Raw genomic sequence first — 19,075 nt, 5'->3', positions numbered from 1 at the left:
GCCCTGCTCCAGGAGAGCGGATGCTCACGTCCCCCGCGCGCGCCGCGCGTCTTGTCCACCGATCCGAACCTTCAGGCCGTGACGTCGAGTTCCGGCTGCTGCGCCACGCGCTGGACCGTTCCCTGCGCGGCCGGGGCGGCGTCGTCGCCCTCTGCGGCGCGGTGGGGACGGGCCGCACCGAACTGCTGCACGTCTTCTCCGAGGCCGCCGCCGACCACGGCGTCCGGGTGCTGTCGGCGGCCGGCTCGCCGCTGGAGAAGGACTTCCCGTTCGGGATCGTCCACCAGCTGTTCCAGAGCGCGGGCCTCGACGCCGCCGCCGACGCCGAGGTGGCGCACCTGCTGGACGACGGCGCCGGGGCCCCGGCCGGCGAGGGCGGCCCCAGGCTCACCCCGCGCGCCCTGCACGGGCTCTGCTCGCTGGTGCTGCGGCTCGCCGAACGCGCGCCGCTGCTGCTCGCCGTCGACGACCGCCAGGACGCCGACGTGCAGTCGCTGGAGTTCCTGCTCTACCTCGTCCGGCGGACCAGGGCCGCCCGGGTGCTGACCGTGCTCAGCTCCCGCGAGACCATGACGCCGCCGAACCCCTTCTTCGAGGTCGAACTGGCCCGCCAGCCGCACCACGAGCGGGTCAGACTCGGGCTGCTCCCGGCCGGCCTGGTCTCCGAGCTGCTCCACGAGCGGTTCGGCGCGGACGCCGCCCTGCGGCTGACCGCCGAGACGCACGCGCTGACCGGCGGCAACCCGCTGCTGGTCCAGGCCCTGCTGGAGGACCAGGAGCCCGGCGGGGCCCGGCAGGAACTGGTGGTGGGGGAGAGCTACCGCCGGGGGCTGATGAACTGCCTGCACCGGATGGACCCGCTGGCGCTGCGCCTCGCCCGGGGCGTCGCCGTGCTCGGCCGCCCGGGCGAGCCGGAGCTGCTGGCCGAGCTGCTGCTGCTGGCCCCCCAGTCGCTGTCCCGGGCGTCCTACCTGCTGCACTCCGCCGGGCTCTTCCACGAGGGCGGGTTCCGGCACCCGACGGGCGGCGGCGACCTGCTGGCCGCGATGAAGCCGGAGGAGCTGGCGGCGCTCCACCACCGGGCCGCCCAGCTGCTGCGGGTCTCCGGCGCGTCCGCCGCGCGGGTCGCCGAGCAGCTGCGCTCGGCCGAGGGCCACGTCCGCGCGCCCTGGGCGGCGGCGGCCGGTGCGACCGCCGGGCTCGGGGGGACGCTGGAGGAGATGCTCAGCGACTGCGACCCGGGCGGTCCGGGCGGGACCGACCGGACCGGCGGCCCGCAGGGGGCGGCCGCCCCGGCCGGTCCGGACGGCTGGACGCAGGGCTGGATGGCGGCCGTCCCCTCGCAGCGGCCCCCGCGGCCGGCCGGTCCCGGCCCGGTCCTCCCCGCGGTGGCCGGGCGGTCCGTCCCCCGGGCGGTACCGTCCTCCGGCTTCGACCCGGTGCCCGGCCCGGCGGCCGGCGCCGGGCCGGCCGGTGCGCCCCCCGAGCCGGCCGCGGTCGTGCTGCCGTGGGCGGCGGGCCCGGCCTGGACGCCCGCCCCGCCGGCCGAGGAGCCGGTCCGGATCGAGTGCGTGCCCTGGCTGCCCGGCACCGAGGCGGAGTCCGCCGAGGCCGCGGCGCGACGCGAACTGAAGGCCGTCCGGTACCTGTTCTGGCACGGCCGGGTCGCGGAGGGGACGGCCGCCCTGGAGCGCTTCCAGGCCGGTCAGCCGGCCGGGGCCGAGCCGACCGGCCTGCGCGAGCTGCGCTCCTGGCTCGGGTACTGGTTCCGCTCGCTGTTCCCGCAGCCGGGGCCGGCCGCGGGCACCGGGACCACGGACGGGCTGGCCGTCCTCGGCGGCCTGCTGGCCGGGCTGCCGGCCGAGGAGTCGGTGCTCAAGGCCGAGCGGATCCTGCGGGACGGCCGGCTCGGCGGCGGCTCGGTGGAGTCGCTCACCTCCGCGCTGACCGTGCTGGTCTACGCGGACCGGGCGGACCGGGCGGCCCGCTGGTGCGAGCCGATCGCGGCCCGCACCGCCGCCGCCAACTGCAGTTCGACCTGGCACGCGCTGTTCTCGGCGCTGCGGGCCGAGGTCGCCCTGCGCCAGGGCGACCTGCGGACCGCCGAGGAGGCGGCCCGGGCGGCCTTCGCCCGGATCCGCCCCGAGGGCTGGGGGGTGGCGGTCGGCTACCCGCTGTCCACCATGATCTCGGTGCGCACCGCGCTCGGCCGGCACGAGGACGCCGCGCGCTACCTGGCGCTCGCCGTCCCGGCCGAGACCTTCCAGACCCCGGCCGGCCTGCACTACCTGTACGCCCGGGGCGGCCACCTGCTCGCGGTCGGCCGGCCCGAGGAGGCCCTGGCCGACTTCCGGGCCTGCGGCGAGCTGATGGCCCGCTGGGATGTCGACCACCTGCCGGGCCTGGTGCCCTGGCGGGTCGGCGCGGCCCGGGCCGAGCTGGCCCTCGGGCGCAAGGGGCAGGCGGTCGCGCTGGCCGACCGGCAGCTGGCCGCGATCGGGGCGGCCGGGCATTCGAGGGTCCGCGGGATGGCCCTGCGGGCCAGGGCGGCGGCCGGGGAGCCGGCCGAGCGGACCGGGCTGCTGGAACGGGCCGTCTCCGCGCTGGAGGACGCCGGGGACAGTGCCCAGCTCGCCGCCGCGCTGGGCGAGCTGAGCGCCACCCACCGGGTCCAGGGTGAGCTGGGCCTGGCCCGCTCGGCGGAGCGCCGGGCCAGGCCCGGCGGGTTGCCGAGTGCCCGTCCGGGCGGGCCGCGGCCGCTGCCGGCCGAACCGCCGGCCGACCGGCCCGCCGACCGGGCCGTCGACCTGGCCGGCGACCGGGGGCCGGGCCGTCCGGCCGGCCCGCCCGAGGAGGGGGCCGACCGGCTCAGCGACGCCGAACGCCGGGTCGCCGGGCTGGCCGCGCACGGGCTGACCAACCGTGAGATCGCCCGCAAGCTGTACATCACCGTGAGCACGGTGGAGCAGCACCTCACCCGGGTCTACCGCAAGCTCGGGGTCCGCCGGCGCGTCGATCTCCGCTACTCTCCCTACCTCGGCGGGGAGTTGGCCGGGTAGCCGGCCGGCCGCAAGGACGCCCCCGGAGCGGGGCGCGAGCGGGCCCCTGCGGGACCCCTAGCCATGCCTAGGGGTCCCGCAGGGGCCCGCTAGGGGTTAGCGGCGAGGGCAGCGATCACCAGACTGAGGAGCGCCGGAAGAACCCTTTCTCAGAGGTGGAAGCTCACGATGGCGCGCCAGGAACAGTTGCACCCGTCCTTGCCGGAAACCGTGCTCGCGACAGCGACCGCCGTCATCGGTTCGGCGTGCCGCCTGCCCGGAGCGCCCGACACCCAGGCCTTCTGGCGGCTGCTGGAGGAGGGCGCCGGCGCGGTCGGGGCCTTCCCGTCCGGTCGGTTCGCCGAGGGCGAGCCGGCCCGGGCCGGCGGCTTCCTCGACGAGGTCGGCACCTTCGACCCGGAGTTCTTCGGCATCTCGCCGGCCGAGGCCGCCGCTGCCGACCCGCAGCAGCGGCTGGTCCTCGAACTGGCCTGGGAGGCGCTGGAGGACGCGGGCGTGCTGCCCCGCAGCCTGGCCGGCCGGCCCGCCGGGGTGTTCGTCGGCTCGATCGCGAGCGACTACGCCACCCTGGTGGCGCAGGCCCCCGAGGCGGTCACCCGGCACACCCTGACCGGCCTGAACCGGGGCATCATCGCCAACCGGGTCTCCTACGCGCTGGACCTGCGCGGGCCGAGCCTGACCGTCGACTCGGCCCAGTCCTCCTCGCTGGTGGCCGTGCACCTCGCGCTGGAGAGCCTGCGCAGCGGTGAGTCCGAACTCGCGCTGGTCGCCGGGGTGAACCTCAACCTGGCGCCCGACAGCACGCTGACCGTCGACCGCTTCGGCGCGCTCTCGCCCGACGACCGCTGCTTCACCTTCGACGCCCGCGCCAACGGCTACGCCCGTGGTGAGGGCGGGGTGCTGCTGGTGCTGAAGCCGCTGGCCCGCGCCCTGGCCGACGGCGACGACGTCCAGGCCGTGCTGCTGGGCAGCGCGGTCAACAGCGACGGCGCCACCGACGGGCTCACCGTGCCCGGCGCGCCCACCCAGGAGGCGGTCGTCCGGGCCGCCGTCGAGCGGGCCGGGGTGGCCGGCCACCAGGTCCAGTACGTCGAGCTGCACGGCACCGGCACCCAGGTCGGCGACCCGGTGGAGGCCGCCGCGCTGGGCGCGGCGCTGGGCGCGGGCCGCGAGCCCGGCCGGCCGCTGCTGGTCGGCTCGGCGAAGACCAACGTCGGCCACCTGGAGGGCGCGTCCGGCATCGTCGGCCTGCTCAAGACGGTGCTGAGCGTGCGTCACCGCAGGCTGCCGGCCAGCCTCAACTTCGCCACGCCGAACCCGGCGATCCCGTTCGACGAGCTGGCCCTGCGGGTGCGGACCGAGTCGGGCCCGTGGCCGGACGAGGACGCCCCGCTGATCGCCGGGGTCAGCTCCTTCGGGGTCGGCGGCACCAACGCCCATGTCGTGGTCGCCGAAGGGCCGGCCGCCCGGGAGACCGCTGCCGCGGCCGCCGACGGCCCGCTGCTGTGGCCGCTCTCCGGGCGGAGCCCGCAGGCGCTGCGGGCGCAGGCCGGGCGGCTGCTCGGCCTGGTGGCGGAGCACCCCGGCCCGGACCCGGTCGACCTCGGGCACTCGCTGGCCACCACCCGGACGGCCTTCGAGCACCGGGCCGCCGTCACCGGCGCCGACCGGGCGGAACTGGTCGACGGCCTGCGGGCGCTGGCCGAGGGCGGCCAGGCGCTGAACCTGGTCCAGGGCGTCGCCCGGCAGGCCGGGCGGACGGTCTTCGTCTTCCCCGGCCAGGGCTCCCAGTGGGACGGCATGGCCCGCGAACTGTTCGCCACCGCACCGGCCTTCGCCGAGAAGCTGGCGGCCTGCGAGGCCGCCCTGGCCCCGCACACCGACTGGTCGCTGACCGACGTCCTGCTCGGCCGGCCCGGCGCGCCCTCGCTGGAGCGGGTGGACGTGGTGCAGCCGGCGCTGTTCGCGGTGATGGTGTCGCTCGCCGCGCTCTGGGAGTCCGCCGGGATCCGCCCGGACGCGGTGATCGGCCACTCGCAGGGCGAGATCGCCGCCGCGCACGTGGCGGGCGCGCTCACGCTGGAGGACGCCGCCGCGGTCGTCGCGCTGCGGGCGCGGGCCATCGCCGGGCTGGCCCGGCCGGGTTCGGGCGGGATGGCCTCGGTGCCGCTGCCGGAGGCCGAGGTCCGGTCCGCGCTGGCGGCCTGGGAGGGCCGGATCGGCATCGCGGCCGTCAACGGTCCGTCGGCGACCGTGGTCTCTGGCGAGCGCGAGGCGCTCGACGAACTACTGGCCGGCTACCGCGACCAGGGTGTCCGGGTCCGGCTGGTCCCGGTCGACTACGCCTCGCACTCGCCGCAGGTCGAGCCGCTGGAGCGGACCCTGCCCGGACTGCTCGCCGGGATCCGCCCGCGGGCCGGCCGGACGGCCTTCTACTCGACCGTCACCGGCGGGCTGCTGGACACCACCGGACTCACCGCCGACTACTGGTACCGCAACCTGCGGCAGACCGTCGAGCTCAGCAGCGCCGTCCGGGCCGCCCGGGCCGACGGCCACCTGGCCTTCGTCGAGGCCAGTGCCCACCCGGTGCTGACCGTCGGCCTCGGCCAGATCCTGGAGGGCGCGGCCGCGGTCACCGGCACCCTGCGCCGCGACCACGGCGGCCTGCCGCAGTTCCACCGGGCCGTCGCCGACCTGTTCGCGCAGGGCGGCACGGTGGACTGGACGGACTTCTACGGCCCCGCCGCCCGGCGGGTGGCGCTGCCGACCTACGCCTTCCAGCGCCGCCGGCTCTGGATCGCGGCCGGCCCCGGCAGTACGCCGCTGACCGCCGCCCCCGCCGTGCAGCTGCCCGCCGCCGGCACCGCCGGCACCGCCGGGACCGACCCCGCCGGCCCCGGACAGCAGGCCGCGCCGGCCGGCCCGAGCGAGAGCGCCCTGCTGGACGCCGTCCGCACCAGCGCCGCGCTCGTCCTCGGCCAGGCCTCCGCCGCGGCCGTCGACCCCGACCGCACCTTCAAGGACCTCGGCTTCGACTCGGTCTCCGCCGTCGAGTTCCGGGGCCGGCTGGCCGCCGCGACCGGCCTCGACCTGCCCAGCACCCTCACCTACGACCGGCCCACCCCCCGCGCGGTCGGCGCCCACCTGTACAGCCTGTCCGCCGGCCCGGACGCCGGCCCCGCGGCCGCCGCCGGCCCGGGCACCCCGGGCCCGGCGGCCACCCCGGCCGACGACCCGATCGCGATCGTCGCGCTCAGCGGCCGCTGGCCGGGCGGCGCCGACAACCCCGAGGCGCTCTGGGAGCTGCTGCGCGAGGGCCGGGACGCGATCGGCGGCTTCCCCGAGAACCGCGGCTGGGACCTCGACGCCCTCTACGACCCGCAGGGCCTGCGGCCCGGCACCTCGTACACCCGCCAGGGCGGGTTCCTGTACGACGCCGACCGCTTCGACGGCGCGTTCTTCGGGCTGAGCCCGCGCGAGTCCGCCGCCATGGACCCGCAGCAGCGGCTGCTGCTGGAGTCCGCCTGGGAGCTCACCGAGCGGGCCGGGATCGCGCCCGCCGAACTGCGCGGCAGCCGGACGGGCGTCTTCGTCGGCGTGATGCCGCAGGACTACGGCCCCCGGCTGCACGAGACCCCGGAGGGCCACGAGGGCCATGCCCTCACCGGCAGCCTGACCAGCGTGGCCTCCGGCCGGCTCGCCTACGTGCTCGGCCTGGAGGGGCCCGCGATCACCGTGGACACCGCCTGCTCCTCCTCGCTGGTGGCCATGCACCTGGCCGCGCAGTCGCTGCGCCAGGGGGAGTGCGACCTCGCGCTCGCGGGCGGTGCCACCGTGATGTCCGGCCCCGGCATGTTCACCGAGTTCAGCCGGCAGCGCGGCCTGGCCGCCGACGGCCGCTGCAAGCCCTTCGCGGCCGCCGCCGACGGCACCGCCTGGGCCGAGGGCGCCGGGCTGGTCCTGCTGGAGCGGCTCTCCGACGCCCGGCGGCACGGGCACCAGGTGCTCGCGCTGGTGCTCGGCTCCGCCGTCAACCAGGACGGCGCGTCCAACGGGCTGACCGCCCCCAACGGCCCCTCCCAGGAGCGGGTGATCCGGGAGGCGCTGGCCGCCGCCGGGCTCACCCCGGCCGAGGTGGACGCCGTGGAGGCGCACGGCACCGGCACCGCGCTGGGCGACCCGATCGAGGCCCAGGCGCTGATCGCCACCTACGGCCGCGGCCGGACGGCCGAGCAGCCCCTGTGGCTGGGCTCGTCGAAGTCCAACATCGGCCACACCCAGGCCGCCGCCGGCGTCACCGGCGTGATCAAGCTGGTCCAGGCGCTGGCCCACGGCGAACTCCCCGGCACCCTGCACCTGGACCGGCCCTCGCCGCACGTCGACTGGTCGGCGGGCACGGTCGCGCTGCTCACCGGGACCACCGCCTGGCCGGAGACCGGCCGCCCGCGCCGGGCCGCCGTCTCCTCCTTCGGGATCAGCGGCACCAACGCGCACCTGATCCTCCAGGCCCCGCCGGCCGAGCCGGCCGCCGCGGGCGCTGCGGCTGTCGAGCCCGGGCCGTCCGCCGAGGCCGCCGCTCCGGCCGCCGAGGCCGCGGGCCTGCCGCAGCCCTGGGTGCTGTCCGCCCGCGACGAGCAGGCCCTGCGGGACTCCGCCGGGCAGCTGCTCGCCCGCCTCACCGACCCGTCCGCCACCTCGGCCGGCACGTCCGCCGACATCGGCTGGTCGCTGGCCACCGGCCGGGCCCGCTTCGAGCACCGGGCGGTACTGGCCGGCGCCGACCTCGCCGGGCAGGCCGGGCTGCTCGCCGCCCTCGCCGCCGGCGAGCCGGCCCCCGGCCTGCTGACCGGGGTGGCCGCCCCCGGCCGGACCCTCGCCGTCCTGTTCTCCGGGCAGGGCAGCCAGCGGCCCGGGGCCGGGCGTGAACTGCACGCCCGCTACCCGGTGTTCGCCCGGGCCCTGGACGCCGTCGCCGACCTGTTCGACGCCGACGGCAGCCTGGAGGTACCGCTGCGCGAGGTGCTGTTCGCCGAGCCCGGCAGCCCGCAGGCCGCGCTGCTCGACCGCACCGCCTACACCCAGCCGGCCCTGTTCACCCTCCAGGTCGCGCTGTTCCGGCTCGCCGAGTCCTTCGGCGTCCGGCCGGACCACCTGATCGGCCACTCGATCGGCGAACTCACCGCCGCCCACCTCGCGGGCGTCCTCACCCTGCCGGACGCCGTCACCCTGGTCGCCGCCCGCGGCCGGCTGATGCAGGCGCTGCCCGAGGGCGGCGCGATGGCCGCGCTGCAGGGCGCCGAGGCCGAGGTGCTGCCGCTGCTGGCCGGCCTGGAGGGCCGGGTGGCGGTCGCGGCCGTCAACGGCCCGTCCTCGGTGGTGATCTCCGGCGACGCCGGCGAGATCCGCCGGATCGCCGCCGACTGGCGCGAGCGCGGGCGCCGCAGCAAGGTGCTGCCGGTCAGCCACGCCTTCCACTCCCCGCACATGGACGCCGCGCTGGAGGACTTCCGGCGGGTCGCCGAGGCCCTGGACTTCGCCGAGCCGCGGATCCCGGTCGTCTCCGACCTGACCGGCGCGATCGCCACCGCCGAGCAGCTGCGCAGCCCCGGGTACTGGGTGCGGCACATCCGCGAGGCGGTCCGGTTCCACGACGGGATCCGGACCCTGGACGCCCTCGGCACCGGCGCCTACCTGGAGCTCGGCCCGGGCGCGACCCTCACCGCCCTCGCCGAGGAGAGCCTGGACGAGCGCCGGGACGACGACACCGGCCGGCCCGAGGCCGCCCCGCCCGTCGCCGTCGCCGCCCTCCGGGCCGACCGCCCCGAGGCCGACACCTTCACCGAGGCCCTCGCCCGGCTGCACGTGCACGGCACGCCCGTGGACTGGACCGCCGCCTACGCCGGCCAGGAGACCCGCCGGGTCGCCCTGCCGACCTACCCCTTCCAGCGGCTGCGGCACTGGCTCGACCAGCCCGCCACCGCCGCGCCGGCCGCCGCCGGACTGCTCGCCGCCGGCCACCCGCTGCTCGGCGCCGCCGTCGAACTCCCTGGGGAGGCAGGCTGGTTGCTGACCGGCCGGATATCCCTGCGGACCCACCCCTGGCTCGCCGACCACACCGTCGGCGCGGTCGCGCTGCTCCCCGGCACCGCCTTCGTCGAGCTCGCCCTGCACGCGGCCGGGCGCACCGGCCCGGCCGCGCTGGAGGACCTCACCGTCGAGGCCCCGCTGCCGCTGACCACCCGGGGCGTCCAGCTGCAGGTGTCCGTCGGCGCCGCCGACCAGGCCGGCCGCCGGCCCGTCCAGGTGCACTCCCGCCCCGAGGGCGGCGACGGACCGTGGACCAGGCACGCCGCCGGCTCCACCGCCGCGCCCGCCGAGCGGCCCGGGGAGCCCGACTGGGCGCAGGCCTGGCCGCCGGCCGGCGCCGTCGCCGTCGACACCTCCGACCTGTACGAGCGGCTGGCCGACCGGGGCTACGCGTACGGCCCGGCCTTCCGCGGGCTGACCGCCGCCTGGCGGCTCGGCGAGGAGGTGTACGCCGAGGTCGGCCCGGTCGCCGAGGCCGCCGGCCATGGGCTGCACCCCGCCCTGCTCGACTCCGCCCTGCACGCCGTGATCGGCATCCTCCGGGACTCCGAGGCGCTCGAACTGCCCTTCTCCTGGAGTGAGGTGGCGCTGCACCGGGCCGGGGCCCGGACCCTGCGGGTCCGGCTGCGGGCCGCCGGTGCGGACGGCGTCGCGCTGGAGGCCGCGGACGACAACGGTGAGTTCGTCGCCGCCGTCGGGGGCCTCACCCTGCGGGCCGCCGCCGGCGCCGGGTCCGACGCGCTGCACCGGCTCGACTGGGTGCCGCTGGCGCTCCCCGCGGCGGCCGACGGCGAAGCCGGCCAGGCGGACGCCCCGGGCCCCTGGGCCCTGCTCGGCGAGGACGAGCCGTTGCGGACCGCGCTCGCCGCCGCCACCGGCGGGGACGTCCCCGCGCGCACCACCGCCGGGGAACTGCCCGCCGGGGTCCGGACCGTGCTGGCCCCCGTCCGGGACCCGGAGTCCGCGCTGGCGCTGCTCCAGGCCTGGACGGCGGACGAGCGGCTCGCCCGGGCCCGGCTGGTCCTGCTCACCCGCCACGCGGTCGCCACCTACGGCGGCGAGGACGTCCCCGACCCGGCCGCCGCCGGGGTCTGGGGCCTGGTCCGCACCGCGCAGGCCGAACACCCCGACCGCTTCGCGCTGGCCGACCTGGACGGCCCGGCCGCGGCGGCCGCGCTGCCCGCCGTCCTCGCCGTCGCGCTGGCCGCCGGCGAGACCCAACTCGCCCTGCGCGGGTCGGAGCCGGCCGTGCCCCGGCTGGTGCCGGTGCGGGCCGGCGACGCCCTGCAGCCGCCCGCTGGTGCCACCTGGCGGCTGGACACCGAGACCCCGGGCGCCCTGGACAGCCTGCAATTGCTGCCCGCCCCCGAGGCCGCCGCCCCGCTCGCGGCCGGACAGGTCCGGCTCGCCCTGCGCGCCGCCGGGCTCAACTTCCGGGACGTGCTGATCACCCTCGGGATGTACCCGGGCGGCGCCCGGATCGGCGCCGAGGGCGCCGGCATCGTGCTGGAGACCGGCCCGGGCGTCACCGGACTCGCCCCCGGCGACCGGGTGATGGGCCTGGTCCAGGGCACCCTGGGGCCGGTCGCGGTCACCGACCACCGCCTGCTGGCCCGGATCCCGGCCGGCTGGAGCTTCGCCGAGGCCGCCACCGTGCCGGTCGCCTTCCTGACCGCCTACCACGGCCTCTACGACCTGGCCGGACTGCGCCCGGGGGAGAGCCTGCTGGTGCACGCAGCGACCGGCGGCGTCGGCCAGGCCGCCGTCCAACTCGCCCGGCACGGCGGATCCCTGGTGTTCGGCACCGCGAGCCCCGGCAAGTGGGACACGCTGCGCTCGCAGGGCCTCGACGACACCCGGATCGCCTCCACCCGGACCCTCGACTTCGAACCGGAGTTCCGGGCGGCCACCGACGGCCGCGGCGTGGACGTCGTACTGAACTCGCTGGCACGGGAGTTCACCGACGCCTCGCTGCGCCTGCTGGCCCCCGGCGGCCGGTTCGTCGAGATGGGCAAGACCGACCCGCGCGACCCGGCCACCGTCGCCGCCGACCACGACGGCGCCGCCTACCTCGCCTTCGACCTGTTCGACGTCGACCCGGCCCGGATCGGCGAGATCCTCGCCGAACTGGCCGCGCTCTTCGACAGCGGCGCCCTGCGGCCGCTGCCCGTGCACGCCCAGGACGTCCGGCAGGCCCCGCAGGCGCTGCGCCACCTCAGCCAGGCCCGGCACACCGGCAAGCTCGCCCTCACCCTGCCGGTCGCCCCGGCCGCCGGCGGCACCGCCCTGGTCACCGGCGGCACCGGCACCCTCGGCCGGCTGATCGCCCGCCGGCTGGTCACCCGGCACGGGGTGCGGCACCTGCTGCTCACCGGCCGGCAGGGCCCGGCCGCCGCCGGCGCCGCCGAGCTGACCGCCGAACTCACCGCCCTCGGCGCCGAGGTGACCGTCGCCGCCTGCGACGTGGGCGACCCCGACGCGGTGGCCGCGCTGGTCGCCGGCATCCCGGCGGAGCACCCGCTGACCGTCGTGGTGCACGCGGCGGGCGTCCTCGACGACACCCTGCTCGACTCGCTGACCGCCGAGCGGCTGCGGACCGTCCGGCGCCCCAAGGCGGACGGCGCCCGGGCCCTGCACCGGGCGACCGAGCACCTCGACCTCGCCGCCTTCGTGCTCTTCTCCTCCGCGGTCGGCCTGCTCGGCAACGCCGGACAGGCCAACTACAGCGCCGCCAACGCCGAGTTGGACGCGCTCGCCCAGCACCGCCGGGTACGCGGCCTGCCCGCCGTCTCGCTCGCCTGGGGCCACTGGGCCGAGGCGGGCGGCATGGCGGCGAAGCTCAGCGCGGCCGAGGCCGAGCGGCTCGCCCGGACCGGCCTGGCGCCGATGGGCACCGAGCAGGCGCTCGCCCTGTTCGACGCGGCGCTCGACTCGCCGTACCCGGCGCTCGCCCCCGCCAGGCTCGATCCGTCGGCCGCCGACCCGGAGGCGCTCGCCCCGGTGCTGCGGGCGCTGGTCCGGGCCCGGCCGCGCCGCGCCGCCGCAGCGGGCGCGGACGGTCCGGCGGCGCTGCTGCGCCGGCTCACCGGCAAGGCGCCCGCCGAGCAGCAGCGGATCCTGCTGGCGCTGGTCCGGCAGACCGCCGCCGCGGTGCTGGGACACCCGGACGCCGACGCGATCCGGCCCCAGACCGGCTTCATGGACTCGGAGTTCGACTCCCTGGGCGCGATCGAGCTGCGGAACCGGATCAACACGGCCACCGGCCTGCGGCTGCCCACCACCGTCGTCTTCGACCAGCCGACCCCGGTCGCGCTGGCCGCCCACCTGCGCGAGCGGCTCACCCCCGAGCCCGCCGCCCCGGCCGCCCCCGAGCGCACCGTCGCGCCCGACCTGCTGGCCGAACTCGACCGGCTGGAGGCCTCGTTCGCGCTGGCCCCGGCCGAGGACGAGACCCGGGCCCGGGCCGTGGACCGGCTCGCCGCGCTGCTGAGCGCCCTGGGCGGCCGCCCGGCCGGCGCCGACGACGGCATCGCGGAGCAGATCTCCGCCGTCAGCAACGACGACATCTTCGACTTCATCGACAACGAGCTCGGAATTTCCTGAGAGAGGCGGCACCACATGACCACCAACGAGGAGAAGCTCCGCGACTACCTCAACCGGGTCGCCGCCGAGCTGCAGCAGACCCGTCGCCGGCTGGCCGAGGCCGAGGCGAAGTCGCAGCCCCAGGAGACCGGTCACGAACCCATCGCGATCGTCGGGATGGCCTGCCGGCTGCCCGGCGAGGTCCGCAGCCCGGACGACGTCTGGCAGCTGCTGACCGAGGAGCGCGACGCGATCGGCCCGTTCCCCGCCGACCGCGGCTGGGACCTGGACAACCTGTACGACCCGGACCCGGACCGCCCCGGCCGCAGCTACGCCCGCGAAGGCGGATTCCTTTACGACGCGGGCGAGTTCGACGCCGGCTTCTTCGGCATATCGCCGCGCGAGGCGCTCGCCGCGGACCCCCAGCAGCGGCTGTTGCTGGAGACCGCGTGGGAGGCGCTGGAGCACGCCTCGATCGACCCGGCCGAGCTGCGCGGCAGCCGGACCGGCGTGTTCGCCGGCGTCATCTCCCAGGAGTACGGCCCGAGCCTGCACCACCTGCCCGCCGAGAAGACCGACGGCTACGTGCTGACCGGCACCACCACCAGCGTCGCCTCCGGCCGGATCGCGTACACCCTCGGCCTGGAGGGCCCGGCCGTCACCGTCGACACCGCCTGCTCCTCCTCGCTGGTGGCCCTGCACCTCGCTGCCCAGGCGCTGCGCGGCGGCGAGTGCTCGCTGGCGCTGGCCGGCGGCGCCACCGTGCTCGCCGCGCCCGGCATGTTCATCGAGTTCAGCCGCCAGCGGGGCCTGGCCCCCGACGGCCGCTGCAAGCCCTTCGCGGGCGCGGCCGACGGCACCGGCTGGGGCGAGGGCGCCGGCGTCCTGGTGCTGGAGAAGCTCTCCGACGCCCAGCGCCTCGGCCACCGGGTGCTCGCCGTGCTGCGCGGCTCCGCCGTCAACCAGGACGGCCGCAGCAGCCAGCTCACCGCGCCCAGCGGCCCCTCGCAGCAGCGGGTGATCCGCGAGGCGCTGGCCTCGGCCGGCCTGGGCACCGCCGACGTGGACGCGGTGGAGGCGCACGGCACCGGCACCCGGCTCGGCGACCCGATCGAGGCGCAGGCCCTGATCGCCACCTACGGGCAGGGCCGGACGGCCGACCGGCCGCTCTGGCTCGGCTCGTTGAAGTCCAACATCGGCCACACCCAGGCCGCCGCCGGGGTGGCCGGCGTGATCAAGGTGGTCCAGTCGCTGCGCCACGGCGTGCTGCCGAAGAGCCTGCACGTGGACGAGCCGTCCCCGCACGTGGACTGGTCGGACGGCACCGTCCGGCTGCTCACCGAGGCCCGGGACTGGCCCGAGCTGGACCGCCCGCGCCGTGCGGCGGTCTCCGCCTTCGGCGTCAGCGGCACCAACGCGCACGTCATCATCGAGCAGGCCCCCGAGGCCCCCGCCGAGGAGGCGGAGCGGGTGCTCCCCGCCGTGCTGCCCTGGGTGCTCTCCGCCCGTACGCCCGAGGCGCTGCGGGCCCAGGCCGCCAAGCTGGCCGGTCACCTGGCCGCGGGCGGCACCGCGCCGGGCAGCGCCCAGGCGCTCGACGCCGCGTTCTCGCTGGCCACCACCCGCGCCGCGCTGGAGGAGCGCGCCGTGCTGATCGGCGACCAGGCCGGCCTGCGGGCCCTCGCCGACGGCGCGGAGGCCCCCGGCACCGTGCGCGGCCGGGCCGACGCGGACGGCAAGGTGGTCTTCGTCTTCCCCGGCCAGGGCTCCCAGTGGGCCGGCATGGCCGCCGGCCTGCTCGCCGCCGAGCCGGTCTTCGCCGCGCACATCGAGGCCTGCGCCACCGCCCTGGCCCCCTGGACCGACTGGTCGCTGCTGGACGTCCTGCACGGCGTCGGGGGCGGCCCCGACCCGGACCGGGTGGACGTCCTGCAGCCCGCCCTGTGGGCCGTCATGGTCTCGCTCGCCGAACTCTGGAAGTCCTACGGGGTGCGCCCCGACGCGGTGGTCGGCCACAGCCAGGGCGAGGTCGCCGCCGCCTACGTGGCCGGCGCCCTGACCCTGGAGGACGCCGCCCGGATCGTCGCGCTGCGGGCCCAGGCCCTGGCGACCATCTCCGGCAAGGGCGGCATGGTCGCCGTCCCGCTGCCGCTCGCCGCGGTCGAGCCCCGGCTCGCCGCCTGGGCCGGCCGGCTCTCCATCGGCGTGCTGAACGGCCCGTCCTCGGTGGTGGTCTCGGGCGACCTGGACGCGCTGGCCGAGCTGACCGAGCAGTACACCGCCGAGGGGGTCCGGGTCCGCCCGGTCGCCATCGACTACGCCTCGCACTCCGCGCAGACCGACCCGCTGCGCGGCGAACTCGCCGGGCTGCTGGCCCCGGTCCGCCCGCGGGCCGGGCAGATCCCGCTGGTCTCCACCGTCACCGGGGACTGGCAGGACACCGCCGGCCTGGACGCCGCCTACTGGTTCGAGAACCTCCGCCGCACCGTCCGCTTCGAGCAGGCCACCCGGGCCCTGGCCGCCGACGGGCACACCGTCTTCGTCGAGGTCAGCCCGCACCCGGTGCTGACCGGCGCGATCGAGGACACCCTGGACGCGGCCGGCGCCCGCGGCGCGGCCGTGGTCGGCTCGCTCCGCCGCGACCAGGGCGGCCGCACGCGCTGGCTGACCTCGGTCGCCGAGCTGTACGTCCGCGGCGTCCAGGTCGACTGGTCGGCCGCCTTCGCGGGCGCCCGGCCGCGCCGCGTCGACCTGCCCACCTACGCCTTCCAGCGGCAGCGCTACTGGCTGGACGCCACCAAGTCCCCCGAGCAGCTGACCGCCGCCGGCGGCGGCGCGGCGGACGACCCGTTCTGGGAGCTGGTCACCGGGCAGGACGCCGGCCGGCTCGCCGAGGCCATCGGCGTCCAGGACGCCCAGATCGGCCCGGTGCTGCCCGCCCTGGCCTCCTGGTGGGAGCGCCGCCGGACGGCCTCCACGGCCGACGCCTGGCGGCACCGGGTGCTCTGGCGCCCCGTCACCGGCACCGCCTCCGGCCGGCTCGCCGGCCACTGGCTGCTGGCCGTCCCGGAGGAGCACACCGGCCACGCCTGGGCCGGCGCCCTGACCCGGGAGCTGACCGCGGCCGGCGCCCAGGTCGCCGCCGTCACGGTCGGCACCGACCGGGCCGCCGCGGCGGAGGCGCTCCGCGCGGCCGCCGCCGGTCCGGTCGCCGGCGTGGTCTCGCTGCTGGCCCTCGCCGACGGCAGCCACCCGGAGTTCGCGGCGGTGCCCCGCTCGTACGCGGCCAACGTCACCCTGACGCAGGCCCTGGACGACGCCGGGCTCACCGTCCCGCTCTGGTTCCTCAGCCGGGGCGCCGTCTCCACCGGCCCCTCGGACGCCGTGACCGACCCCGCGCAGGCCCTGCTCTGGGGCTTCGGCGCGATCCTCGCCGTGGAGAGCCCGGCCCAGTGGGGCGGACTCGTCGACCTGCCGGCGGCCCCGGACGAGCGGGACTGGCAGCGCCTCACCGGCCTGCTGTCCGCCGCCGGCCCCGACCGCGAGGCCGAGCTGGCGCTCCGCCCGGCCGGCGCCTTCGCCCGCCGCCTGGTGCCGGCCCCGCTCGGTGGCGAGGCCGCCCGCGAGCCCTGGAGCCCGCGCGGCACCACCCTGATCACCGGCGGCACCGGCGCCCTCGGCGGGCACGTCGCCCGCTGGCTGGCCGGCCGCGGCGCCGAGCACCTGCTGCTGGTCAGCCGGCGCGGCGCGGAGGCCCCCGGCGCCGCCGAACTCGCCGCCGAGCTGGCCGCCCTGGGCACCCGGGTCAGTTTCGCGGCCGCCGACGTGGCCGACCGCGCCGAGCTGGCCGCGGTGCTCGCCGCCGTACCGGCCGAGCACCCGCTCGGCGCCGTGGTGCACACGGCCGCCGCCCTGCACGACGGCCTGATCCCCACCCTCACCCCCGCGCAGCTCGACCTCGCGCTGCGCGCCAAGGTCGGCGCGGCCCGGCACCTGCACGAGCTGACCGCCGGGCTGGACCTCTCCGCGTTCGTGCTGTTCTCCTCGGTGGCGGGCCTGTCCGGCATCCCCGGCCAGGCCAACTACGCACCCGGCAACGCCTACCTGGACGCGCTCGCCGCCCAGCGGACGGCCGCCGGACTGCCCGCCACCTCGGTCGCCTGGGGCCACTGGGCCGGCGCCGGCATCGCCGACGCGGGCGCCGACGCGCAACTGCTGCGGCACGGGCTGGTCTCGCTGCCGCCCGAGCCCGCCGTCGCCGTGCTCGGCCAGATCCTCGACCACGGCGAGTCCCACCTGGTGGTGGCCGACGTCGACTGGCCGGTCTTCTACCGGGGCCGCACCCACCCGCTGGCCGCCGAACTCCCGGGCGTCCGGGAGGCCGTGGCGTCGGGCCCGGCCGCCGCCACCGGCGAGGACGCGGCCGCCCGGCTGGCCGCCGTGCCCGCGTCGGAGCGCCGCCGCGCGCTGCTGGCCGTGGTCCGCGCGCAGGCCGCCGCCGTCCAGGGCCACCGCTCGGCGGAGGCGATCGACCCGGCCAAGGCCTTCCGCAACCAGGGCTTCGACTCGCTGACCGCCGTCGAGTTCCGCAACCGCCTGGGCGCCGCCACCGGCCGCCGGCTGCCGGCCACCGTGGTCTTCGACCACCCGACGCCCGCCGCGCTCACCGACTGGCTGGCGGGCGAGCTGTGGGGCGCCGAGGCCGCCGCGCCGAGCCTGCCCGTCCCCGCCCGGGCGGTGGACGACGACCCGATCGCGATCGTCGGCATGGCCTGCCGCTACCCCGGCGGGGTCGCCTCGCCCGAGGACCTCTGGCGGCTGGTCAGCGACGGCGTGGACGCCCTCACCGAGTTCCCCGCCGACCGCGGCTGGGACCTCGACCGGCTGTACAGCGCCGACCCGGACCGCCCCGGCACCTCGTACGCCAAGCACGGCGGCTTCCTGGACGGCATGGCCGACTTCGACGCCGGCTTCTTCGGCATCCCGCCGCGTGAGGCCCCGGCCATCGACCCGCAGCAGCGCCTGCTGCTGGAGACCACCTGGGAGGCCTTCGAGCGGGCCGGCATCGACCCGGTGGCGCTGCGCGGCAGCCGCACCGGCGTCTTCGCCGGCATCTCCGGCCGCGACTACGCCACCACCGCCCAGCGGGTCCCGGACGAGCTGGAGGCCTACCTCGGCATCGGCAACGCGGGCAGCGTGGCCTCGGGCCGGATCTCGTACTCCTTCGGCTTCGAGGGCCCGGCGGTGACCGTGGACACGGCCTGCTCCTCCTCGCTGGTGGCCCTGCACCTGGCCGCGCAGTCGCTCCGCTCCGGCGAGAGCGACCTGGCGGTGGCGGGCGGCGTGCTGCTGATGTCCACCCCGACCACCTTCATCGAGTTCTCCCGCCAGCGCGCCATGTCCCCGGACGGCCGCTGCAAGGCCTTCGCGGCCGCCGCCGACGGCACCGGCTGGGCGGAGGGCGTCGGCCTGCTGCTGGTCGAGCGGCTGTCGGACGCCCGGCGCAACGGCCACGAGGTGCTGGCGGTGCTGCGCGGCTCGGCGGTCAACCAGGACGGTGCGTCCAACGGCCTGACCGCGCCCAGCGGCCCCTCGCAGCAGCGGGTGATCCGTGAGGCGCTGGCGGTGGCCGGGCTCGGCTCCGCCGACGTGGACGCGGTGGAGGCGCACGGCACCGGCACCACCCTCGGCGACCCGATCGAGGCGCAGGCCCTGATCGCCACCTACGGGCAGGACCGGCCGGCCGGCCGGCCGCTGCTGCTCGGCTCGGTGAAGTCCAACATCGGCCACACCCAGGCCGCGGCCGGCGTGGCCGGCGTGATCAAGATGGTGCAGGCGCTGAAGCACGCCACGCTGCCCAGGACACTGCACGTGGACGAGCCGTCCCCGCACGTGGACTGGTCCGAGGGCACCGTCCGGCTGCTCACCGAGCAGCAGGACTGGCCGGAGACCGGCCGCCCGCGCCGCGCCGCCGTCTCCGCCTTCGGCGTCAGCGGCACCAACGCGCACGTCATCATCGAGCAGGCCCCCGAACTTCCGGCCGAGCAGGGGGCGGAGGAGCCCGAGGTCACCGCCCCGGCGGTGCTGCCGCTGGTGCTGTCCGCCCGTACCCCGGAGGCGCTGCGGGCCCAGGCCGCGCAGCTCGCCGACCACCTGGACGGCGGCGCCGGGGCGGTGGACACCGCGTACGCCCTGGTCACCGGCCGGGCCGCGCTGGAGGAGCGGGCCGTCGTGATCGGCGACCCGGCCGGCCTGCGGGCCCTGGCCCTGGGTGACTCCGCCCCCGGCACCGTCACCGGTTCGGCGGTGGGGGCGGGTTCGCTGGCGTTCCTGTTCACCGGGCAGGG

Annotated in this window: 3 protein-coding genes; all 3 read left to right on the top strand. The window is 78.0% G+C overall.

Annotation, left to right across the window (positions count from 1 at the left end; translation table 11 throughout):
* Positions 1-20: 20 nt before the first annotated feature.
* On the top strand, positions 21-3,059 hold the full coding sequence (locus tag IE329_RS17440) for a helix-turn-helix transcriptional regulator (protein ID WP_190211816.1): 3,039 nt from the start codon (positions 21-23) through the stop codon (positions 3,057-3,059).
* Positions 3,060-3,227: 168 nt separating this feature from the next.
* Positions 3,228-12,749, top strand: coding sequence for a type I polyketide synthase (locus IE329_RS41540; RefSeq protein ID WP_190211815.1), 9,522 nt, complete (start codon positions 3,228-3,230; stop codon positions 12,747-12,749).
* Positions 12,750-12,764: 15 nt separating this feature from the next.
* Positions 12,765-19,075, top strand: a 6,311-nt coding sequence (locus IE329_RS17430; RefSeq protein WP_190211814.1) for a type I polyketide synthase, incomplete at its 3' end; no start/stop codon positions are given.

This window comes from Kitasatospora indigofera, from assembly GCF_014655955.1.
GTDB lineage: Bacteria > Actinomycetota > Actinomycetes > Streptomycetales > Streptomycetaceae > Kitasatospora > Kitasatospora indigofera.
The sequence above is the reverse complement of the archived record's forward strand: the minus strand, read 5'-3'. Positions and strand labels throughout refer to the sequence as shown.